The organism is Pseudomonas sp. JQ170C, from assembly GCF_035581345.1.
GTDB lineage: Bacteria > Pseudomonadota > Gammaproteobacteria > Pseudomonadales > Pseudomonadaceae > Aquipseudomonas.
Window position 1 is genome coordinate 4,098,684 of record NZ_CP141608.1, and the last position, 22,794, is coordinate 4,121,477.

The following is a 22,794-nucleotide window of genomic DNA, read 5'->3' on the forward strand; positions in this document are numbered from 1 at the left end:
GCCTGGCGGCAGCGGCTACGGTGTGGGTGTATGACTCACCCCACCTCTGGCCCCACCAACCGATACCCCACCCCCGGTTCGGTGATGATGAATCGCGGCGCCGTCGGATCATCCCCCAGTTTCTGCCGCACATGCGCCACCACAATGCGCAGGTAGTGGCTGTCATCGACGTGGGTCGGCCCCCAGATATCCTTGAGCAGTTGCTGCTGGGTAATCACCCGGCCCGGGTGCGTGGCCAGTTGCGCCAGCAGAGCGTACTCCTTGCGGGTCAGGGCAATTTCAACGCCCTCGAGGGTGACTTTGCGAAAGGCCAGGTCCACCGTCAACGGCCCAAAACTCGGCGCTGCCTGCGCCGTTGTGCCTTGCGGCACCTGACGCAGCAACGCCCGCACCCGCGCCAGGAATTCCTGGATGCCGAACGGCTTGGTCACGTAGTCGTTGGCACCGTTGTCCAGCGCCTCGACCTTCTGGATTTCACTGGCCCGCACCGACAGCACCAGCACGGGCACCGCACTCCACTCGCGCAGTTCGCGCAGCACCTGCTGGCCGTCCATGTCCGGCAGGCCAAGGTCGAGCACCACAAGGTCCGGCCGATTCAGCGCCGCCTGGGACAGACCCTCGGCACCGGTCGCCGCCTCCAGCACCTTGTAGCCCTGGGAACTCAGGCTGATGCGCAGGAACTTGCGGATCTGGGGTTCATCGTCAATGACCAGCAGGGTAGCGATCTGGCTCATGGGGCTTCGCTTTCAGGCTCGGGCTGGGTGGGAAGCGGCAAGCATAATGTGATGCAGGTGCCACGGCCATCGATACCCTCATCGACCCGAATATGCCCGCCGTGGGCACCGATCATGCCCTGGCAGATAGCCAGGCCGAGCCCGGTGCCCTGCCCGCCCCGGTCGCCACGGGCGGCGGTGTAGAACATGTCGAAAATCCTCTCCCGGTCCGCCACTGGAATGCCCGGCCCTTCATCGCTGACCGCAAACTGCAGTTGCTCATCAACGGCACTCACCTGCAATGTCAGGCGGCCATTGGCCGGTGAAAAGCGCGCGGCGTTCTCCAGTACATTTACCAGTGCCTGCTCGATCAAGGCCGCATGGACGAACAACAGCGGCAAGCCCTCCGGCACTTCGGTGCTCAACTGCAACGGCGCCAGTACCACCCGCAGGCGATTGAGCGCGCTGCCGACGATATCGGTCGGCGCCACCCAGTCACGGGCCAGTTTCAGCCCGCCGTGCCCCAGGCGGGTCATGTCCAGCAGGTTCTGGATGTAGCGGTCCAGGCGCTCGGCTTCGTCGCGGGTGCCTTCAAGCAGTTCCTTGCGGTCGGCCTGGGGGATCGCGTCGCCGAGGGCCAGCAGGCTGTCGATGCTGCCGCGCATGGCCGTCAGCGGTGTGCGCAGGTCATGGGACACCGACGCCAGCAAGGCGCTGCGCAGTTGCTCGGTTTCGCCATGCAAGCGCGCCGCCTCCAGTTGCTCGGCCAGGCGCGCCCGGGCCAGTGCCTGGGCCAGCGGCTGGCTCAAGGCCTTGAGCAAACGCCGACGTTGGGGCGTCAGGTTCTGGCCCTGTCGTGGCCGGACACCCAGCAGCGCCAGCGGCGATTCATCCACCGACAGCGGCCACCACCACCAGCGGCCGTTGGGCAACGTATCGCTGCCCAGCCCCGCCGCCTGATCGTGCTGCCAGGCCCAATCGGCGGCGGCGCGCTCATTGTCGCTGAACTGCGGGCTGTCGCCGCTGGCCACCTGCAAGCGGCCGTCGGCACTGCGCTCAAGCAGGCAGACCTTGAAGTCATGCCAACCATCGAGGTGCTGCCCGGCAGCATTGAACACCGCCTGGCGGTCGGTGGCGGCCGTGAGTTTGCGCGACAGCTCCAGCAGTTGGTTGGTCTGTTCCTGGGTTTCGCGCAGGGCCTGCAATTGCCGGCGCTGGCGGGCCGCCAGGTTGCCGGTGAGTGCTGCCATGAGCAAGAAGAACAGCGAGGTCAGCACGTCTTCTTCACGCTGGATGCTGAAGGAGAAATTCGGCGGGATGAACAAGAAGTCATAGGCCAGGAACGACATCACCGCACAGGCCAACGCCGGCCCCAGGCTGCTGCGCACCGCGACCAGCAGCACCGCGGCAAGAAACACCAGGGAGATGTTCGGCAGCGCCAGCACACTGGCCACCCCCCAGGCCAAGCCGGTTGCCAGCAGCGTGGCGACCAGGGCCAGCAGGTAATGGCGCCACACCCAGGCCTTTTTCGCGACGGCACTGGGCGGCTCGGGTTTGTCGTCACGGTCCAGTACGTTGATTTCCAGGCCATGGGCTTCGCGCAGCAGTCGCGTGGCCACACCGGCGCCGAACAAGCGTCGGCGCAGGCGATCGCGCGACTGCCCCACCAGCACCAGGTTGGCGCGCCGTTCCAGGGCATGCTGGATCAGTGTTTTGGCCACTTCCCCGGCGCGCAGCAGCACCACTTCGCCGCCCAGGCGCTCGGCCAGCTGCTGGGCCGCTTGCAGGCGTTGGCGAGCGGTTTCGTCACGCAGTTTGCCGTTGTCGACATGCACCAGGCTCCAGGGCAGATGACGCCGCTGGGCCACCCGGCAGGCGTGGCGCACCAGGCGCTCGGCCTGGGCGTCGCCATCCACGCCGACGAGCAAGCGCCCGCGCAAGGCCGGCGCATCCTGGCCCAACTGGCGATAGCCGTGGGCAAGGTCGGCATCGACCTGGGCAGCGGCTGTCTGCATGGCCAGTTCGCGCAAGGCGGTGAGGTTGGTCTGGCTAAAGAACGCGTCGATGGCGGCACGCGCCTGTTCGGGCACGTAGACCTTGCCCTCGCGCAGGCGCTCGAGCAGTTCCCGTGGCGGCAGGTCGATCAGCACCAGCTCGAAGGCTTCCTGCAACACCCAGTCAGGCAGGGTTTCGCGCACCTGCACGCCGGTGATGCCGCGCACCTGGTCATTGAGGCTTTCCAGGTGCTGGACGTTGACCGTGGTGTACACGTCGATGCCGGCAGCCAACAGCTCCTGCACGTCCTGCCAGCGTTTGGCGTGACGGCTGCCGGGGGCATTGCTGTGGGCCAGCTCATCGACCAGCGCCAGGTGCGGCGCGGCCTTGAGCAAGCCGTCGAGATCCATTTCCTCAAGCTGAACGCCACGGTACTCCGAACGCACCAGCGGTTGCTGCGCCAGCCCCGCCAGCAAGGCTTCGGTCTCGGCCCGGCCGTGGGTCTCGACCACCCCTGCCAGCACCTGAACACCCTGGCGCGACTGGGCATGGGCGGCCTGCAACATGGCGAAGGTCTTGCCGACGCCGGGCGCCGCCCCGAGGAACACTTTGAGTCGGCCGCGCCCCTCGCGCGGCAGTCCGGCCAACAACGCATCGGCGCGTTCGGAGTTGCTATCGCTCACTGCTCTTCCTTATCTAGAAACCGGCGCGAGCCGCTCAAGGGCTGCGTTCAATGTCAGTACGTTGACCACCGGCGGACCGATCAATGGCTGCAGGGTGGACTGCTCCACCAGGGCTTGCAAGGCCTGCGTGGAAACCTGCCGCGCCGCCGCCACGCGCGGCAGCTGGTAAGCCACGGCGGCGGGCGACAAGTGCGGGTCCAGGCCGCTGCCGGAGGTGGTCAACAGGTCCAGCGGCACCGCCCCCTGCTGCTCGACATACAGCTGCGCGGCACGCTCGCCGATACGCTGGACCAGCGCCGGGTTGCTCGGTGCCAGGTTGCTGGCACCGCTGGCCACGGTGGCGTAATCCGCCGCCGAAGGCCGCGGCTGGAACCAGGCATCGCCGGTGAACGCCTGGGCGATCAGGCGCGAGCCGCGCACCTGGCCCTGGTCATCGCGCAGCAGGCTGCCGTTGGCTTGTTCGGGGAAAGCCACCTGGGCCACCCCGGTGACCACCAGCGGGTACACCGCGCCGGTGATCAGGGTCATCAACAGAATCAGGCTCGAGGCCGGACGAAGGTAAGCGGTCATGGTCATCTCCTTGGTATCAGACCAGGTGCAAAGCGGTGAGCAGCATGTCGATCAGCTTGATCCCGGCAAACGGCACGATCAGCCCGCCCAGCCCGTAGATCAGCAAGTTGCGGCGCAGCAGGTGCGCGGCACTGGCTGCCTGTACCCGCACCCCACGCAGGGCCAGGGGGATCAGCACGACGATGATCAGCGCGTTGAAGACAATGGCCGAGAGGATCGCGCTCTGCGGGCTGCTCAGGTGCATCAGATTGAGCACGCCCAGTTGCGGGTAGATCGCCGCGAACAGCGCCGGCAGGATGGCGAAGTACTTGGCCACGTCGTTGGCAATCGAGAAGGTGGTCAGCGCGCCGCGGGTCACCAGCAGTTCCTTGCCCACCTGCACCACGTCCAGCAGCTTGGTCGGGTCGCTGTCCAGGTCGACCATGTTGGCGGCCTCGCGGGCAGCCTGGGTGCCGTCGTTCATGGCCATGCCGACATCGGCCTGGGCCAGGGCCGGGGCGTCGTTGGCGCCGTCACCGCACATGGCCACCAGGCGTCCGTCGTTCTGCTCCTGGCGAATGCGCGCCAGCTTGCGCTCGGGGGTCGCTTCGGCCAGCACGTCGTCCACCCCGGCTTCGGCAGCAATGGCGGCCGCAGTGAGCGGGTTGTCGCCGGTGACCATCACGGTACGGATGCCCAGCTTGCGCAGTTCGGCAAAGCGCTCACGGATACCGGGCTTGACCACGTCCTTGAGGTGGATCACCCCCAGCAGGCGTTTGTCGACGCACACCAGCAACGGCGTGCCGCCGCTCTGGGCGATCTTGTCCACCTCGCGGGACAACGACGCCGGCATCTCCAGGCGCTGCATGCCCACAAAGGCCAGCACCGAATCCACCGCACCCTTGCGAAAACGCCGCTGCTGATAGTCGACACCCGACAACCGGGTCTCGGCGCTGAAGGCCACCGGCGACAGTTGATCCGCGGCGGGCTCGTCGAAGTCATGCAACTGGCGCAGGTACTCGACAATCGACTTGCCTTCGGCGGTGTCGTCCGCCAGCGAGGCCAGCAAGGCGCCCTCGCCCAGCTCCTTGCTCGTGACCCCGGGGGCGGCATGCAAGGCACTGCAACGGCGGTTGCCGAAGGTGATGGTGCCGGTCTTGTCGAGCATCAGCACATGCACATCACCGGCCGCTTCCACGGCACGACCGGAGCGGGCGATCACATTCAGGCGCACCAGGCGGTCCATGCCGGCGATGCCGATGGCCGACAGCAGGCCGCCGATGGTGGTGGGAATCAAGGTCACCAGCAGCGCCACCAGAAACACCAGCGGCAGGCTGCCCCCGGCAAAGTGGGCGAAGGGCTGCAAGGTCACCACGACCACCAGGAAGATCAGGGTCAGGCCGATCAGCAGGATGTCCAGGGCAATCTCGTTGGGGGTCTTCTGGCGCTTGGCGCCTTCAACCAGGGCGATCATGCGGTCCAGGGTCGACTCGCCCGGGTTGCTGGTGATGCGGATCAGCAGCCAGTCGGACACCAGCCGGGTATTGCCGGTGACCGCCGAACGGTCCCCGCCGGACTCGCGGATCACCGGGGCAGACTCACCGGTAATCGCCGCTTCGTTGACTGCCGCGATGCCTTCGAGCACCTCACCGTCACTGGGGATCATCTCTCCGGCCATGACCTTGACCACATCGTCCTTGCGCAGGCTGGTGGCCGGCACCACCTCGAAACCGCCCGATGGGGTACGGCGCCGGGCGCTCAGGCCCTGGCTACCGGCCTTGAGGCTGTCGGCGCGGGCCTTGCCGCGACCTTCGGCCAAGGCTTCGGCGAAGTTGGCGAACAACACCGTGAACCACAGCCACAGGGCAATCTGCACCGCCACCGCCGTGGGCACGTCGCTGTCGGGCACCAGGCACAACAGCGTGGTGAATATCGCCGTCAGCTCCACCACCAGCATCACCGGCGAGCGCTTCAGTTGACGCGGGTCGAGCTTGACGAAGGCCTGCACCAGCGCCGGGCGCCACAGCGCGGCGAAGGTGGTCGGTGCCGCAGAGGCCGGGGCTGCTTTCACTTCAGGAATCGGCATGTTCATGATTCGCTCCTCAGAAACCCAGGCTCAGGTGTTCGGTAATCGGGCCCAGGGCCAGGGCCGGCAAGAAGGTCAGGCCACCGATCAGCAGGATGGTGACCACCAGCAAGGTGGCGAACAACGGGCCATGGGTGGGGAAGCTGTTCTCGCCCACCGGCGCGGTTTTCTTCATTGCCAGGCTGCCCGCCAACGCCAGCACCGGCAGGATGTAGCCGAAGCGGCCGATCAGCATGCCAAGGCCCAGCATCAGGTTATGGAAGGTGGTGTTGGCACCGAAGCCGGCAAAGGCTGATCCGTTGTTGGCGCTGGCCGAGGTGTAGGCATACAGCAACTGGCTGAAGCCATGGGCACCCGGGTTGGTGACCGCCGCCGCAGGGCCCGGCAGGCTCGCCGCCAAGGCGCCCAGTATCAGCACACCCACCGGCATCACCAGCAAGGTGGCCACCAGCAACTGCACCTCTCGGGCCTGCAGTTTTTTACCCAGGTACTCGGGGGTGCGACCGATCATGAGCCCGGCCAGGAACACCGCGACTAGTACGTTGAGCAACATGCCGTAGAGCCCTGCCCCCACTCCGCCGAAGATCACTTCGCCGACCATCATGTTGACCAGCGCGACCATACCGGTGATGGGGTTGAGGCTGTCGTGCATGTTGTTCACCGAGCCGTTGGAGGCGGCGGTGGTGGTCACCGTCCAGAGCACGCTGGCGGTGGTACCGAAGCGGCTTTCCTTGCCTTCCAGGGGTGCGGCCTGCTCGACTTGCGGGTTGTTCAGGCCAGGGTTGGCCTGGTACTCCGACCACAGCGCGGTACCGCCCCCGATCAGGAACAGCGCCAGCATGCAGGCGATGATCGCCCGGCTCTGGCGCAGGTCCTTGACGTAGTGGCCGAAGGTGAACACCAGGGCCGCGGGAATCAGGATGATCGAGGCCATTTCAAACAAGTTGCTCCAGGCCGTCGGGTTCTCGAACGGGTGCGCCGAGTTGACGCCGAAGAAGCCGCCGCCGTTGGTGCCCAGTTGCTTGATGGCGATCTGGCTGGCGGCCGGGCCCAGTGGAAGGGTCTGGTCGGCGCCCTGCAGGGTCAGGGCCTGCACGTAATGACCGAAGGTTTGCGGCACGCCCTGCCAGACCAGCAACAGCGCCAGCAGCAGGCACAGCGGCAGCAGGCCATAGAGGGTGGCGCGGGTCATGTCGACCCAGAAGTTGCCCAGGGTCTGCGCCGAGCGCCGGGCAATGCCCCGGCACAGCGCGACCAGCACGGCAAGGCCGGTGGCGGCACTGACGAAGTTCTGCACGGTCAGGCCGATCATCTGGCTCAGGTAGCTCACCGAGGCTTCGCCGCTGTAGGCCTGCCAGTTGGTGTTGGTGACGAAACTCACCGCGGTGTTGAACGCCAGCGACCACTCCTGGCCCGGCAGGTGCTGCGGGTTAAGCGGCAGGTAGCCCTGCAACAGCAGCACGGCGAACACCAGCACAAAGCCCGCCAGGTTGAACGCCAGCAAGGCCAGGGTGTATTGCTTCCAGCCCTGCTCGGCCTGTGCATCGACCCCGGCCAGCCGGTAGCAACCCCGCTCCACCGGCCCCAGCAGCGGCGACAGCCAGGTGCGCTGGCCTTCCATGACTTTGTAGTAGAAGCGCCCAAGCCAGGGCGCCGGTACCAGCACCAGCGCAAAGAACGCCAGCAGCAACGCGTAATCGTAACTGTGCATGGCCGCTCCTAGCCCCGGTCGGCGCGCAGCAGCGCGACCATCAGGTAGATCATCAACGCCACTGCCAGCAGCAGCGACACCCCGTCCAGAATGCTCATCGAATTTCTCCGTCCTTACGGCGTTATGCCGCTGACGGTTATTGTCCGAAGTGCTGCTGTAAAGGTGCGAGACCGGGACCGGATGCAACCCATAAAGAATGCGTAAAGACTGCCTTAGGCCCTGTACAAAAAGCCTTGATACTCGGTGAGGCTGCGTTGAAAACAGCCTCGGAATGCTCATTTACAACCCGTAAAGTCGAGCGCGACTCCGACCGTTCCTCGGCTGTTTTCGCCTTGCCCTGCCTTCGTCTCAAAACATACAGCGCCTAGCCTCCTGCCAATGCCCGCCACTGCGCCGGTTGCACGTAATGGACTGCCCAGTTGATGACCGCCTCGGCCGGCATCGGTCGGGCGATGCCATAGCCCTGGGCGACGTCGCAGCCCAGGCCCATCAGCAACTGGCCATGCTCCAGTGTCTCCAGCCCCTCGGCGATGACCTGGCGGCCGAAGGCCCGGGCCAGGCCGATCACCGCGCGGGTGAGGGCCAGGTCGTCATGGTCATGGAGGATGTCGCGCACGAATGACTTGTCGATCTTGATGGTGCGGGTGGGCAGGCGCTTGAGGTAACTGAGTGACGAGTAGCCGGTGCCGAAATCATCCAGCGAGAACTGCACCCCCAGTTGCTGGCAGGCCTCCAGGCACTGACTGACCCGCTGGATATTCTCGATGGCCACCGACTCGACGATTTCCAGGTCGAGCATCTGTGGCGCCACGCTCGGGTAACTCGCCAGCAGGCGCTGGAGGCGCTCGACAAAATCGCTGCGCTGAACGTGCCGGGCGGCAATGTTCACGCTCACCGGCCACACATGCCCAATCTGCTGCCAGCGCTGCATCTGCTCCAGGGCCTGGGCGATCACCCATTCGCCGATATCAATGATCAGGTCGGTCTGCTCCACCAGCGGCAGGAACTCACCCGGCGCCACCAAGCCTTCAACCGGATGCTGCCAGCGCAGCAAGGCCTCGAAGCCCAGCACCTGGCCGCTGCGCATGTTCACCTTGGGCTGATAGTGCAAGCACAACTCGCCATTGACCATCGCCTGACGCACCCGCTCCACCGTCTGGTGCGTGGCCTTGACCTCGCGGTCCAGCGACACGTCGAACAGGTGGTAGCGATTGCGCCCGCTCTGCTTGGCCACGTACAGCGCCTGGTCGGCGTGGCGCACCAGGGTGTCGGCGTCTTCGTTGTCGAGGGGGTACAGGGTGACGCCAATACTGGCGCTGACGCTCACCTCCTGGTCACGGATCGAATACGGCGTGGCAATTGCCTTGAGCACCCGGTCCAGCGCCGCCTGCAACGCCGACGGGTGCTGCACATGGCGCAGAATCAGTACGAACTCGTCGCCCGAGAGCCGCGCCACGGCATCTTCACCCCGCAGGATGCCCTTGAGACGCTTGGCCACCTCGACCAGCAACACGTCACCACTGGCATGGCCGTAGCCGTCATTGACCGCCTTGAAGCCGTCCAGGTCGAGCATGCACACCGCCAGGGCGATGCCTTCGCGGCGGGAGAATGCCAGCGCCTGGTTGAGCAGGTCAGAGAGGTAGGCGCGGTTGGGCAACCCGGTCAGCACGTCATGCCCCACGCGCCATTGCAGGGTGTGCAGCAACTGGCGCTTCTCGGTGACGTCGAAACGGATCGACACGTACTTGCGCACCAGGCCGCTGGCCGGGTCGATCAGCGGCACCATGGTGCTGTCGACCCAGTACAGCGAGCCGTCCTTGGCGCGGTTGCAGATCTCGCCCTTCCAGACCTTGCCGGCGACCAGGGCGCGCCACATGCCATCGAAAAAATCCGCTTCGTGCAGGCCCGAATTGAGAATGCGGTGATTGGCCCCCAGCAACTCGTCGCGGCTGTAGCCGGAGATACTGCAGAACTGCTCATTGACGTAAGTGATCCGACCGCTCAGGTCGGTTTCGGAAAAAATGGCGGCCGCATCGACGGCCGCCCGGTAGTTATCATCCATGAAACGTTCGTTACCCTTCGCGTCAGCGGTTGAATCGCTCGACCAGGGCACGCAGGCCCATAGAAATGTGTTCCAGTTCTGCCCCGCGGGTGGCGGCGGCATTGGCGTTCTGTGCCGTGTGCTGCACGGTTCCGGCCACGGTGTTGATTTGTTCGGACACCGACTCGGCCACCGACGACTGCTCCTCGGCGGCAGCGGCCATCTGCTGACTCATGTCGCTGATGTGCTCGACCGCTGCACGAATGCCCTGCAGCGCCTGCTGCGCCTCAAGCACCCGGGCCACCCCTTGCTCGGCTTCGTCGATGCCCAGACTTGCAATGCTCACCGCATCAACGGCGCCAGCGCGCAGGCTCTCGATGATGCCCTGGATCTGCAGCGTCGACTGGCGGGTCTTGCCGGCCAGCGCGCGCACCTCATCGGCGACCACGGCAAACCCGCGCCCCTGCTCGCCGGCTCGGGCCGCTTCGATGGCGGCATTGAGCGCCAGCAAGTTGGTCTGGTCGGCAATCGAACGGATCACTTCGGCGGCGACCGAGATGTCCTCGGTCTGCCCGGCCAGGTGAGTGACCGCCTGGTTGATCTGGCTGACCGTGCTGGCCAGCAACTGGATCGCGTCACGGGTGGTGCCCACCACATCATTGCCCTGCCCGGCCAATTGGTTGGCCGTGTGGGCTTGCCCTGCGGTCTCGTGCACATGGCGCGCAACCTCGGCAATCGAGGCGGCCATCTCGGTCATGGCGGCGGCGGTCATGTCGGTCTCGGCGCGCTGGTCGAGCAGCGCCGACTCGGTATGGCGCGACAGCCGACTGGAGTCGCCCGCCGCCTCGCTCATCTGCACAGCCAGGTCGCTCAGGCGGGTGAGTGCGGTCTTGAGCCGCGCTTCTTCACTGATCAGGATCATCTGCAACTGGGCCATCGGGCCGAGCGCATCGCTGTAGGTCAGCGCCACAACCGGGTCGGCGAAGGTGTTGCTGGAGCAGCGAGCGATCTGCGCCAATTGCTGCCCCATGCGCTGGTGGGCCCACAGGCCGACCAGGCCAAACAGCCCCAGCGTGATGCCATGGGCGGGCCAGCCCGGTAGCCACTGCTGGGCCGCGAGGGCGACGCCACCGGCTAGCAACGGCACGCCCAGCACCTGGCCGCACTGAGCCAGGCGCCGGGCAGTCGAGACCGCAGGCTTGCCTTCACGCAAACGGGCATACAGCGCTTCGGCACGGCGCACCTGATCGCGCGTCGGCTTGACCCGCACCGACTCGTATCCCACCACCCTTCCCGCTTCGAGTATCGGCGTGACGTAGGCGCTGACCCAGTAAAAATTGCCGTTCTTGCAGCGGTTTTTGACGATGCCCATCCAACTCTGGCCAGCCTTGAGGTACTGCCACATCTGCTGGAACACAGCGGGCGGCATGTCAGGGTGGCGAACCAGGTTGTGCGGGCTGCCGATCAGTTCCGCCTGACTGAAACCGCTCATGGCGGCGAACTCGGCATTGCAGTAGGTGATGTTGCTGGCGGTGTCGGTGGCAGAGATGAGCCGTTGATCCTCGCCAAACGTCTGTTCGACCGAGGTGACCGGCAGGTTGAAGCGCACGATGAAACTCCCTTTATAGCGGCAACAAGCAGCACGTCCGGGCCCTGGCCACTGTTTTTTAACTGAACGTTTGAATAACCCTACTAATTACATCATATTTCTGTAACAAATAGTTATTGAAAGCTATCGCGACCAAATGCTAATGGCGCAGTAAATGATTGATTACTAAGCAGATCCAGGCGAAGGTCCGGCAGATTCGCATCCGTGATTCGCGTGGGTTTCAGGGCATGGCCTATGGACCGAGCCCACAACATCACGGCCCGTTCAGCGAGGCGATAACGGTGCAGGCGTAAAACCGGTAGGAGCGGGCTTGCCCCGCGATAGCGATGTGACCGGTGGATCGCTATCGCGGGGCAAGCCCGCTCCTACAGCGGTTTCAGGGCAACAGCGAGTGGCTCAACTCATCCGGTGTCCCGGCCTGGTATCAAAATCACCCTCACGGGGAGGAGCGGCGGCCTTCCTCGATGGATGAGGCCGGGGGGCGATCCTGCTGTAAAAGATGGCAGACAAATACTGAATAACCCGCCGCGATGATAGCGGCCACAAATAGATTACTTAGGAAGTCCAGCCAACTCGCCGACAACCCTCTATCCTCTGGGAGAAGTGCACTCAGGGCGTACGAACCCGTGATAACGGTACTGAATAAAACAAGACGTCCGGCCATTTTGCTGGTTAAGCGACTGGAAAAGTCTGCCGATGTGGCCCTTCTGAAATCGACCCCTACGGATAAGCCAGTACGACTCCCGCTGGGAACAGACCATTGTTCCATGGCATGTTGCGTTGTCCGCAACGTAATATCATCTATCATCTCACCGACAGAATTGATGGCACTACGTATTAGTTCGTTACGCCATTGAAAGGTACCGGCCGAAGCTGCGCCAGCGCCGGCGGGCGATGCCAGAGCACTGGAGAGCATACCACTCCCCAATTGATTGACGCCGTAGGCTGCCGCTGACACACCCACCGCGGGTAGCGATATTCCATTATTATTGTCAGTCTGCCTGACATACATCTCAATAATGTCCCGCAAGACGCAGTACAGCTGCGCAGAAATAAGCGTAGATGCACCTCGAGCCAAGGTTCCCGTCGCCTGCGCTCCCGCGAGTGCTGTGATGCTGCCAATAATCCCCAAAATGCGTCCTGTTCTCGTGGCGCGGGTGGCAGTGTGATTGACTTCATCTCGAATTCCACCCGCTACTGTTAACGCGGTGGGCAGGGCGCCAAACGCGCCACCGATGGCAGCACGGGCCGACGATGAAAGGGCGTAACGGGAAAATTCGGACTCTATTGCAAAAGCGATGGACTGCCGAATGAACGTGGGAACCCCAACACTCAGTGAAATCCGCAACCAGATTTTTAAAACGTTTTTAGTCCAGCGCTGACCCGCTATTGCGCTTGGCTTCAATATCTCCTCGCAGAAAAGCCTGATAGCGAAGTCGATGCGATGCATCTGCTCCCTTGAGACGCGTACACGTGGTCGAACAGGAACTATATCCATAAAAACACCCTCTGCAATCTATGGGTTAACCGTGCTAACACTCATCAAAATAACGATGTACGACTCAGAGGACGCGACGATCATGAGCAGTCATCTATTTTGATATTTTCCTTGGTCCAGGTTCACTAAACACTGATGCACTCAGACACCAGACGTTTCCTGCTCTTGACTCATCAGGTGCCCCTTGAACAATGCCCGGGGCACAACATGACCCTTCTCGATCAGAACGCGCTCAGGAATAGCGTGTTTACGTTTGCCGGCGCACTCGAAATCGGAAAGCTCATCTGGCTCATGGAGTGGAAGACTTGCTGAACGTGGTTGAATGAAGGGCTATATTCAAGCCACTGTAGTTTTCCAGGCGAAGAAGTACTGAAATAGATCAGCGCGCAGGCTAAGTAAAGTCTGCCGCGGGCAACATAAGATTTGTCCTAGTTTTCCATGCCCATATGTAACTTGCACAACTAGAAAGTTCAGCCTTTTATTTCGGGAACCTTCAAACGTCGTATCTGCCGACGCAGGCACTCCGACCGAGATCCTCCCTGGCTACATGCGCCACCCGGGCTAACCGGTCTGACCAGTTGAATAGACCCGCGATACCGTGCACACGCGCCTCTGGGGCTTAAATCAGTAGACCTCAGCGGCGTAGCAACGCGCCTATAAGTCACTGATTCCTATGGAAACAGGCTCTGGTCAGTTACCTCTGCCGAAGAATCCCTTGCCAACCCCGAAAATTCGCGCCTACACTGGCCTCGCACTGGACATACCGGTAAGACCACAATAATTAAGTCCTCCGCTCTTTCGCCCTCCTCCGGCCATCGAAGCAAGGACACCGATCAGAGATCCCTCCCATGCTCAAATGGTGCTCGCGTTCGATCTTCCTCCAAGTCGTGCTGGGCCTGGCGCTAGGCATTGCCTGCGGCCTCAGCTTTCCCGAAGTTTCCCTGCAGCTCAAACCCCTGGGTGACGGCTTTATCAAGCTGATCAAGATGCTCATCGGGCTGATTGTGTTCTGCGTGGTAGTCAGCGGTATTTCCGGTGCGGGCGACCTGAAGAAGGTCGGGCGGATCGGCCTCAAATCGGTGATCTACTTTGAAATCCTCACCACCATCGCCCTGGTCATCGGCCTGGTGTTCGCCTTTACCTCCGGCATCGGCAGTGGTGCCAACATCCACCTGGATCAACTGTCAACCGCCGAAGCCGGCAACCTGGCCGAGCGTGGCCAGCATATCCACGGCACCGCCGCCTTCCTGATGGACCTGATACCCACCTCGGTGGTCGGCGCCTTTGCCGACAACAACATCCTGCAGGTGCTGCTGTTCTCGGTGCTGTTCGGCAGTGCGCTGAACCTGGTGGGTGAAGCCGCCTCGGGCATCTCGCGGCTGATCAATGAACTGAGCCATGTGATCTTTCGCATCATGGGCATGATCGTGCGCCTGGCGCCGCTGGGTGTGTTCGGCGCCATTGCCTTTACCACCAGCAAATATGGCCTGGAATCGCTGCAGCACCTGGGCGGCCTGGTGGCGTTGTTCTACCTGACCTGCATGGGTTTCGTGCTGCTGATCCTGGGCACCGTGATGCGCCTGTCGGGCCTGCGTATCCTGCCGTTCATCAAGTACCTGCGCGAAGAGCTGACCATCGTCCTGGGCACCGCTTCATCCGACGCCGTGCTGCCACAGATCATGCGCAAGCTGGAACACCTGGGCATCGGCAACTCCACCGTCGGCCTGGTGATTCCTACCGGTTATTCCTTTAACCTCGACGGCTTTTCGATCTACCTGACCCTGGCCATCGTCTTTATCGCCAACGCCACCGGCACGCCACTGGCCATGACCGACTTGTTGACTATCCTGCTGGTCTCCCTGATTACCTCCAAAGGTGCTCACGGGATTCCCGGCTCTGCCCTGGTCATCCTCGCCGCGACCCTGACAGCCATTCCGGCGATCCCGGTGGTCGGCCTGGTGCTGGTGCTGGCCGTGGACTGGTTCATGGGCATCGGCCGGGCGCTGACCAACCTGATCGGCAACTGCGTGGCCACCGTGGCGATCGGCCGCTGGGAAGGCGATATCGACATGGAGCGGGCCAACAATGTACTGGCCGGCAAACAAGGCTTCAGCTTTGCCCAGCGCAAGGCCCCGACCGCCCATCAACAAGAGTTCTGAGTGACCGGGCCGGCACTGCGGTGCCGGCCCCCAGGAGCACAACATGCATTCGATCTCAGGGAGTGAACCGTGATCAGCTCATCCACCGTCGTCAACTCCGTGGTAGAAAAACTGCGCCAGGCCCTGGACCGCGGCCAATGGCGCTCGGGCGACATGCTCCCGGGCCAGCGCGAACTGGCCGAGCAACTGGGCATCAGCCGTCCGAGCCTGCGTGAAGCGGTCACCGTGCTGGAGACCCTGGGCCTGGTACGCTCGCTGCCCGGCAAGGGCGTGCTGGTGCTCGAACCCGGCAGCGTCGAGCCGGTGCAGGCCCAGAACGCCGTGGCCCAAGCCAGCCTCGAAGACGTACTGCAACTGCGCTACACCCTGGAGCCGTTCATCGTCGGCCTGGTAGCCCAGTCCATCAGCAGCAAGGAAATCGGCCAGCTGCGCCTGACCCTGATGGACATGCGTGAAGCCCTTGAAGCCGAAGACAGCGAAGCGGGTGTCAACGCCTACATTGCCTTCCACGAAGAACTGTTCACCCTGACCGCCAACCCGATCTTCCAGAACGTGGTGCAGCAAACCAGCAACGCCCTCAAGCAAAGCGCCAGCGTGCTGCGCAACTCGCCCGAGCACCTGGCCGCGCGGCTGGAAGAAAACGAAGCGGTGGTACGCGCCATCCGCAACAAAAACAGCGCCCAGGCCAGCGCGCAGATGCGCCACCACATCCTCCAGGAAGGCCGGCGCATGGGCATCGAACTGAACATTCCGGACGAACATCCGAGCCATTGACCTCAGGAGAGCAGTGATGAACGCCAGCGCCCAAGCCCCTGTGACCACCCTGCCGCCACTGCTCGCCCAGGGCGAAGTACGCCTGTCGGCCGAGCAGATCTACCCGCGCCTGTTCGACGCCATCCTCGAACAGCGCCTGGCCCCCGGCAGCGCCCTGCCCGAGCAGGCACTGGGCGATGCCTTCGGCGTCAGCCGCACCGTCATCCGCCGCGTCCTGGGCCGGCTGTGCGACCAGCAGGTCATCGTCCAGCGCCCCAGCCACACGGCGCACCTGGCAGCGCCCGATCCGCAACAGGCACGGCAGATCCTCAGCGCCCGGCGCCTGGCCGAAACCACACTCATCACCCTGGCCGTGCAACGTTCACGGCCGGCGAAGATTCGCCAATTGCGTGAGCTGGTGGCCCGCGAGCGTCAGAGCCATGAGCAAGGCCAGCGCTGCACCGCGATCCGCCTGGGCGGCGAGTTCCACCTGAAACTGGCGGAGATTGCCAACAACGCGCCACTGACCCGCTTTCTCAACGGCCTGGTGCCGCAAACCTCGCTGATCATCGCCCAGTATGAAAGCCGCCCCTGCAGCCACTGCGCCTGGCAGGAGCATGCGGCGATCATCGATGCGCTGGAGCAAGGGGATGGCGAGGCAGCGTTGGCGCTGATGCATGAGCACCTGGATCATATTGAGGCGAAGCTGGAGCTGGGTGCCTGAAGCCATTGCGGGGCAAGGCCGCTTCTACCCGGCACTAATGGCCCCCTCCTATACTCAAATAGGAATACGCCAACGCCGGACTGTCCATAGGGGCTGCGATGTGAATCCGCCTTCCCCGCTCACCTTCCTTTTACTCACCCTGCTGCTGGTGCTGGGTGGCTGCGCCTCCAAACAAAAGCCCGTTGAACCGCCCCCCGTGCAACTGAACCCCGCCACCTGGGAGCAGATCGACCGGGAGATCATCCAGGCCTCCCTGGCCGCGACCAGTTCGGTCAATGACTACACCCGCCGCTCCATGCGGGTGTGGAAAGACCGGGTACAGCAATACACCGAGAGCGATTTCATTCCCTGGTTCACCGGCTACTGGACCCAGCAATGGCTGACCATGAAAGTGGCCTGGTACAAGATGAACAGCGGCGACGGCAAGGACCCTCCGGAAAAGCGCCTGGCCCTGTACCTGCAGGAGCAGTATCACCAACGTGTGCTCGACCAGGTGGCCAAGGAGATCGACCCCGAGGCCATTCGCGTCCGGGCCATGGAGCTGTATATCCAGTTGCTCGGCCAACAGTTGCAGCAACTGGCCCAACGCTACCGGGCGCCGCCCGAGCAGTTCAACCTGCGCCTGACGCGCATCCAGGCCATCACCCTCGCCCCGCCCGCCGCCCACAATGCGTCGCTGTACCAGTTGCTGTTCAGCAAGTCACTGGCCGAGCAACCGGCCTATGCCGCACTGCTCACGCGCATGCACAGCGCCGTGCGCGCCGGCACCCAGCGCTCGGACATCGGCTTGTCGTCGGTGGCCCGGCAGGCCAGTGAAAAAATTGGCGCGACCCTGGCGCCGCGCGGCATCGCCAGTGCCGTTGCCAGCGCAGTGGGACGCACCGCCGGCGCGTTGATTTCGGTCGTCGCCACCGGCTACGGGGTTATCTCCCATAGCCAGGAACAGCCGGCGATGGTCGAGCAGTTGCGGGTGATCCTCAATGTGGCGCTCAACGAGGAGTGGCGGGAGCTGATGGAAAACCGCAAGACCGGCGCCATGGCCGGGGTCTATTACCTGTCGGGCGAAATCGAGGACGACCTGCTCGGCGCCACTCGCCTGCAACAGGAGCCGGATTCCGGCTCGCTGCGTATCGTCATTCCCGCCCAGTGACTCATGCCGCCACAGGCTGCGCCTGTGCCGAGGTCGGCAGACCGAAGATGCGGTCGAATGCCCAGTTGTAGAGGAAGGTGTAGCAAGGGATCAGGATGATAAAGGCCAGGTCCACCAGGAAGGCTTCGACCAGGCTCATGTCCAGCCACCAGGCGATCAACGGAATCAGGTAGACCACCAGCGTCAGCTGAAAGCCGATGGCATGGGCAACCCGGCGGGCGACGCTGCGTCCACGCTTGGCCTGCCGGCTTTCCCAGTACTCGAACAGGGTGTTGTAGATGAAGTTCCAGGCCATGGCGATGGTGGTGATCATCACCGCCAGGGGGCCGGTATTGCTAGGGGCGGTGTCTGACAGATACGCCAGCCCCAACGTCGACATGCACAGGCCGATCATTTCGTAGGCGGTTACATAGACCAGTTTGCGTTTGACACCTTGCACCGTATTACCTCGAATCCGTCTTCAATACGCCGCCCTGACGGGCAGCAGAGGCGCGCAAGAGTGCGTCAATCTTCTTGACAGCAAAAGTCAGCAGCTATCAGATTGACTGACAGGAGATTGAACTTTGAATTTTTCCAGCGACAACATCGAACTGTTTCTCGCGGTGCTCGACTGCGGCTCGTTCTCGGCTGCTGCCCGCGCCCTGGGTCGGGTGCCCTCAGCGGTGAGCATGGCCATTGGCAACCTGGAAGCCGAGCTGGGCTTTGCCCTGTTCGAGCGCACCCACCGTGAAACCCGCCCCACTGCCCTCGCCCAGGCGCTTGAACCCCACGCCAGGATGATTGCTGCGCAGCTGGGACAACTGCAGGTGCATGCGCTGGAGCTGTCCCAGGGCCTGGAAAGCACCCTGGCCATCAGCGTGGTGCCGGACATCGACCACACGCCACTGCTGAATGCGATCAAGACCATCAGCGAGCGGTATCCGCTCCTGGAGGTCGAAGTGCTCAGCGCACCCCAGGAAGAAGCCTTGCAGTTGCTGCACACCGACCGCGTCAGCCTGTGCCTGGCATTCGCCGGATTGTCGGTGGACCCGCAGCAGCGCTTTCAGAACATCGGCATGGAGTCGCTGGTGGCGACCATTTCGCCGCACCACCCTGCCCTGCAGCGCCAACCCCGGCAGATTGCCTACCTTGAAGACCTGGCCAACGTGCGCCAGATCCTGGTCGCCAGCCGTGACCTGCCGATCACCGACACCCGCGCCCTGATCGGCAAGGCCTACTGGCGTACCGACAGCCTGGGCATGGCCCTGGAGATGGTCGAGGCGGGACTGGGCTGGGGCGACTTCCCCCTGTCGCGGGTAGCGCCGCTGCTGGAGGCCGGTCGCCTGTTGCGCCTGGACTTCAAGAACACCCGCAACGAATTGCAATTGCCGGTCCATGCCTTCTGGCGCCACAACCAGCCACTGCCAAAAGCGGCACAAGCGCTGGTAAAGCTACTGTAGGAGCGGGCTTGCCCCGCGATTGCAATCTGCCGGCGACACCGCAATCTGCCAGCGACACCGCAATCGCGGGGCAAGCCCGCTCCTACACACCTGCGGCAATCTGGCTATCAACCTTTCAGCTTCCCAGCCGATACCGGTAAGAACAGGTACGAGCACTCGCCAAAAGCACCGCTCGGCACTTCTCTTCACTGGCACAAGGTCTCGGAACATGAACCTGAAATTTCGCCACAAGATCCTGCTGTGCGCCTGCGGCGTCGTGGTTCTGGCATTTGCGTTGTTCACCCTTTACAACGATTACCTGCAGCGCAACACCATCCGGCAGAACATCGAGTCCTCGGTCAAGCAGGCCGGCGCTCAAACCGCCAGCAGCGTGCAGAACTGGATGAGCGGCCGCATCCTGGTCCTGGAAAACCTCGCCCAGAACGTCGCCCACCAGGGCGCCAATGCCGACTTCCCCGGGCTGGTCGATCAGCCTTCGTTCACCAAGAACTTCCAGTTCACCTATGTGGGCCAGGCAAACGGCGTGTTCACCCAGCGCCCGGACGCCAAGATGCCCGACGGCTATGACCCGCGCCAGCGACCCTGGTACACCGCTGCGGTAGCCGCCAACCAGACCATGCTGACCCCGCCCTACATGGCCGCCGTCGGCGGCCTGGTGGTAACCATCGCCATGCCGGTCAAGAGCCAGGCCAACGGTGAGCTGATCGGTGTGGTCGGTGGCGATCTGAGCCTGGCAACCCTGGTCGACATCATCAATGCCGTGGACTTCGGCGGCATCGGCCATGCCTTCCTGGCCGACCGCAATGGCCAGGTGATCGTCAGCCCGAACAAAGACCAGGTGATGAAAAACCTCAAGGACATCTACCCGGGCAGCAGCCTGCAAGTGGCCCCGGGCATTCATGACGTCACCCTGGGTGGCCAGGAGCGGATCATCTCCTTTGCCCCGGTCAACGGCCTGCCGTCGGCCAACTGGTACATCGGCCTGTCCATCGACAAAGACAAGGCCTATGCCGGCATCAGCCAGTTCCGCACCTCGGCCATCATTGCCATGCTGATTGCCGTGGCCGCCATCGCCGGCGTGCTTGGCTTGCTGATCCCTGTACTGATGCGCCCATTGACCACCATGGGCCGTGCCATGCAGGACATCGCCCAAGGCGAAGGCGACCTGACCCGCCGCCTGGTAGTCGAGAACAAGGACGAATTCGGTGAGCTGGCCGGTGCCTTCAACCAGTTTGTCGAGCGGATTCACGCCTCGATTGCCGAAGTGTCTTCCGCAACCCGCCAGGTGCATGACCTGTCGGAACGGGTGATGAGCGCCTCCAATGCCTCGATCATCGGTTCCGAAGAGCAAAGCCTGCGCACCAACAGCGTGGCCGCGGCGATCAACGAACTGGGCGCCGCCACCCAGGAAATCGCCCGCAACGCCGCCGACGCCTCGCAGCACGCCAGCGGCGCCAGCGAACAGGCCAATGACGGCCGCCAGGTGGTGGAAGAAACCATCTCGGCGATGACCTCGCTGTCGCAGAAAATCAGCGAATCCTGCGCCCAGATCGAAACCCTCAATGCCAGCACCGACGACATCGGCCAGATCCTCGATGTGATCAAGGGCATCTCCCAGCAGACCAACCTGCTGGCCCTGAACGCCGCCATCGAAGCGGCCCGTGCCGGTGAAGCCGGTCGAGGTTTTGCCGTGGTCGCCGACGAGGTGCGCAACCTGGCCCACCGCACCCAGGAGTCGGCCGAAGAGATCCACAAGATGATCACCACCCTGCAAGTTGGCTCCCGCGAGGCGGTGCACAACATGAACGCAAGCCAGGTGTCGAGCGAGGAAAGTGTGATGGTCGCCAACCAGGCCGGCGAACGCCTGAGCAGCGTGACCCAGCGCATTGGCGAAATCGACGGCATGAACCAGTCGGTGGCCGCCGCCACTGAAGAGCAGACCGCCGTGGTCGAGAGCCTGAACCTGGACATCACCCAGATCAACGTACTGAACCAGCAAGGCGTCGCCAACCTCAACGACACCCTGAGTCACTGCGATGCCCTGGCCCAGCAGGCCGGTCGCCTGAAGCAATTGGTAGACAGCTTCAAGATCTGACTCGAGCGTTCTGGCGAGGGGCGCCCGGCGCCCCCCGCCAGACGTTTACCGCTACAGCGCGACGGCGCGCTTGAAACGCCCGATGCGCAACCAGCCGACCAGCACCGCCAGCATCAGCACAAAGCCCAGGTAACCGAAGAACGGATACACCTGACCGACCAGGCTGATAAAGCCGATCAGGCTGCAGACAAACGCCGCCACGCCCGCCGCCACAGAGCCCAGTCGAAAGCTGCGCGTACCCGCCGGCAACAGCCGCGCCATGAACGAGTAGAGCGTGCCGACCGCGGTGTTGACGATCATGCCGAAGATGATCACGCACATCACCACGCCCAGTGCCGGGGAAATTTCACTGGCAATCGAGAGCATCGGCATCGGCAAGTCGGCCACCGAATCCAGCCGCGACAGCAGGCCCGCGCTCATCACCAGCATCAGGCCACCCAGCGCCGCACCGCCGAGAATTCCGCCCCAGATCGCGGTTTTTTCAAAGCGTGCCGAGCCGCCGAGAATCGCCAGGATCGGCGCACCGGCGACGATGTTGTACGACACATAAAGGAAGGCGCCGAGCAGCCAATGGCTGGTGCCGGCCTCTTGCTGGCTGGCCACCTCATTGAGCGCCGCAAAGCTCAGGTCGCGGGTGAATACGCCGTACAAGGCAATGCCGCTGGCCACCAGGATGAGAAACGGCGTGACCGCACCGATCAGCACGATCACCTTCTGCACATCCAGGCAGACAATGGCGATCACCAGCACGGTCACCAGCATACTGCCCGCCAGCGCCGGCACGCCGAACTGCTGCTCCAGCAACGCACCGCCCCCGGCCAGCATCACCACCGTGACCGCGAACATGAAGAAGGTGATCATCAAGTCGACGAACAGGCCCAGGTAGCGCCCGCAGATGGCGTACACCACATCCTTGTGCGAAGCCGCCTGCAGGCGGTTGCCAAGGCCGGCCAGGGCCATGCCGAGAAAGGTGAACAGCGCCGCACTGACCAGGGCGCCGAGCAGCCCCCAGAGGCCGAAGTCGACGAAGAACAGCAACAATTCACGCCCTGAGGCGAAACCCGCACCGACGATGACGCCGATAAACGCACCGGCAATTTTCAGCTGCTCTTGCATGTCTGAATCCTCTGGTCTGTACGGCCCTGTGCGGGCCTTGTTGTTTTTGTCCAGCGATGCGCCAAGGCGGCGCGGGTACTGCTCAGTCGTTGCCGATCCAGGCCTGCACTTCAATCTCCACATCCACGCCCAGGGCAAGGCCTGCACTGACGGTGGAACGCACCGGGTAGCCCTGGGTGAAGAACGCCTTGTACACCTCGTTGAAACCGGCGAAATGCTGCATGTCCGACAGCCATACCGTGGCCTTGACCACCTGCTCGAAACCAACGCCGCATTCGGCGAGGGTTTCGCTGATGCGCTCGAGGGTGGCGCGGGTCTGGGCCTGGATATCGCCGCGCACCACTTCACCTTCGCGGGTCATAGGCACCTGGCCGGACAGAAACAAAAAGCCGCCGACCTTCACCGCCTTGGAGAACGGAAATGGCAGGTGGCTGGGGATACGCTGGATGCTCGAAGACATGGAAAACTCCTTC

General features: G+C 63.4%; 18 protein-coding genes and 2 pseudogenes. 7 read left to right on the top strand and 13 right to left on the bottom strand.

Annotation, left to right across the window (positions count from 1 at the left end; translation table 11 throughout):
- Positions 1-35 precede the first annotated feature (35 nt).
- The 10 genes and pseudogenes from U9R80_RS18670 to U9R80_RS18710 all read right to left on the bottom strand — a co-directional run bounded on the left by U9R80_RS18670 (position 36) and on the right by U9R80_RS18710 (position 12,837).
- Positions 36-734 carry a response regulator gene (locus tag U9R80_RS18670; RefSeq protein ID WP_301841798.1) on the bottom strand — a complete coding sequence of 233 codons (699 nt, stop codon included), beginning with the start codon at positions 732-734 and terminating at the stop codon, positions 36-38.
- Positions 731-3,391 carry a sensor histidine kinase gene (locus tag U9R80_RS18675; protein ID WP_301841797.1) on the bottom strand — a complete coding sequence of 887 codons (2,661 nt, stop codon included), beginning with the start codon at positions 3,389-3,391 and terminating at the stop codon, positions 731-733. Before U9R80_RS18675 ends, U9R80_RS18670 begins: the two co-directional genes overlap by 4 nt.
- Positions 3,392-3,400: 9 nt before the next feature.
- The gene (gene kdpC, locus U9R80_RS18680; protein ID WP_301841796.1) at positions 3,401-3,961 is read right to left on the bottom strand and encodes a potassium-transporting ATPase subunit KdpC; all 561 of its coding nucleotides are present in this window, start codon (positions 3,959-3,961) and stop codon (positions 3,401-3,403) included.
- 16 nt (positions 3,962-3,977) lie between these two features.
- Positions 3,978-6,032, bottom strand: coding sequence for a potassium-transporting ATPase subunit KdpB (kdpB, locus tag U9R80_RS18685; RefSeq protein ID WP_301841795.1), 2,055 nt, complete (start codon positions 6,030-6,032; stop codon positions 3,978-3,980).
- Between the two features lie 10 nt (positions 6,033-6,042).
- Positions 6,043-7,737 carry a potassium-transporting ATPase subunit KdpA gene (gene kdpA / locus U9R80_RS18690; RefSeq protein WP_301841793.1) on the bottom strand — a complete coding sequence of 565 codons (1,695 nt, stop codon included), beginning with the start codon at positions 7,735-7,737 and terminating at the stop codon, positions 6,043-6,045.
- Between the two features lie 8 nt (positions 7,738-7,745).
- Positions 7,746-7,835: a K(+)-transporting ATPase subunit F gene (gene kdpF / locus U9R80_RS18695; protein WP_105642480.1), complete on the bottom strand. Its 90-nt coding sequence runs from the start codon at positions 7,833-7,835 to the stop codon at positions 7,746-7,748.
- Positions 7,836-8,101: 266 nt separating this feature from the next.
- A complete protein-coding gene (locus U9R80_RS18700; RefSeq protein WP_301841792.1) occupies positions 8,102-9,799 on the bottom strand; it encodes a putative bifunctional diguanylate cyclase/phosphodiesterase in 1,698 nt (565 codons plus the stop codon).
- 22 nt (positions 9,800-9,821) lie between these two features.
- Positions 9,822-10,952, bottom strand: coding sequence for a methyl-accepting chemotaxis protein (locus tag U9R80_RS18705; RefSeq protein WP_442964982.1), 1,131 nt, complete (start codon positions 10,950-10,952; stop codon positions 9,822-9,824).
- Positions 10,953-11,105: 153 nt separating this feature from the next.
- Positions 11,106-11,270: pseudogene (locus U9R80_RS27380) on the bottom strand (PAS domain-containing protein); the annotation flags it as partial.
- Positions 11,271-11,823: 553 nt separating this feature from the next.
- Positions 11,824-12,837 carry a hypothetical protein gene (locus U9R80_RS18710; RefSeq protein ID WP_301841790.1) on the bottom strand — a complete coding sequence of 338 codons (1,014 nt, stop codon included), beginning with the start codon at positions 12,835-12,837 and terminating at the stop codon, positions 11,824-11,826.
- Between the two features lie 896 nt (positions 12,838-13,733).
- Between U9R80_RS18710 and U9R80_RS18715 the strand changes: the two genes are divergently transcribed.
- The 4 genes from U9R80_RS18715 to U9R80_RS18730 all read left to right on the top strand — a co-directional run bounded on the left by U9R80_RS18715 (position 13,734) and on the right by U9R80_RS18730 (position 17,671).
- Complete coding sequence (locus tag U9R80_RS18715; protein WP_301841789.1) at positions 13,734-15,044, top strand: C4-dicarboxylate transporter DctA; 1,311 nt, start codon at positions 13,734-13,736, stop codon at positions 15,042-15,044.
- Positions 15,045-15,113: 69 nt separating this feature from the next.
- The gene (locus U9R80_RS18720; RefSeq protein WP_301841788.1) at positions 15,114-15,818 is read left to right on the top strand and encodes a FadR/GntR family transcriptional regulator; all 705 of its coding nucleotides are present in this window, start codon (positions 15,114-15,116) and stop codon (positions 15,816-15,818) included.
- 16 nt (positions 15,819-15,834) lie between these two features.
- Positions 15,835-16,521, top strand: coding sequence for a GntR family transcriptional regulator (locus tag U9R80_RS18725; RefSeq protein WP_301841787.1), 687 nt, complete (start codon positions 15,835-15,837; stop codon positions 16,519-16,521).
- A gap of 100 nt (positions 16,522-16,621) precedes the next feature.
- On the top strand, positions 16,622-17,671 hold the full coding sequence (locus tag U9R80_RS18730) for a hypothetical protein (protein WP_301841786.1): 1,050 nt from the start codon (positions 16,622-16,624) through the stop codon (positions 17,669-17,671).
- A 1-nt stretch (position 17,672) separates the two neighbouring features.
- On the opposite strand, the gene U9R80_RS18735 is transcribed toward U9R80_RS18730, so the two are convergent.
- Positions 17,673-18,110: a PACE efflux transporter gene (locus U9R80_RS18735; protein ID WP_301841785.1), complete on the bottom strand. Its 438-nt coding sequence runs from the start codon at positions 18,108-18,110 to the stop codon at positions 17,673-17,675.
- A gap of 124 nt (positions 18,111-18,234) precedes the next feature.
- Here U9R80_RS18735 and U9R80_RS18740 point away from each other — a divergent pair, with 124 nt between their 5' ends.
- The 3 genes and pseudogenes from U9R80_RS18740 to U9R80_RS27390 all read left to right on the top strand — a co-directional run bounded on the left by U9R80_RS18740 (position 18,235) and on the right by U9R80_RS27390 (position 21,205).
- The gene (locus U9R80_RS18740; RefSeq protein WP_301841784.1) at positions 18,235-19,110 is read left to right on the top strand and encodes a LysR family transcriptional regulator; all 876 of its coding nucleotides are present in this window, start codon (positions 18,235-18,237) and stop codon (positions 19,108-19,110) included.
- A gap of 208 nt (positions 19,111-19,318) precedes the next feature.
- A pseudogene (locus tag U9R80_RS27385) lies at positions 19,319-20,302 on the top strand (cache domain-containing protein); the annotation flags it as partial.
- 117 nt (positions 20,303-20,419) lie between these two features.
- Complete coding sequence (locus U9R80_RS27390; protein WP_442964983.1) at positions 20,420-21,205, top strand: methyl-accepting chemotaxis protein; 786 nt, start codon at positions 20,420-20,422, stop codon at positions 21,203-21,205.
- Between the two features lie 51 nt (positions 21,206-21,256).
- Here the strand turns inward: U9R80_RS27390 and U9R80_RS18750 are convergent, their stop codons facing one another.
- Entirely contained in the window at positions 21,257-22,321 is a 1,065-nt protein-coding gene (locus U9R80_RS18750) for a YkvI family membrane protein (protein WP_301841782.1), read from the bottom strand.
- Between the two features lie 82 nt (positions 22,322-22,403).
- Complete coding sequence (locus tag U9R80_RS18755; protein ID WP_301841781.1) at positions 22,404-22,781, bottom strand: RidA family protein; 378 nt, start codon at positions 22,779-22,781, stop codon at positions 22,404-22,406.
- Positions 22,782-22,794 lie beyond the last annotated feature (13 nt).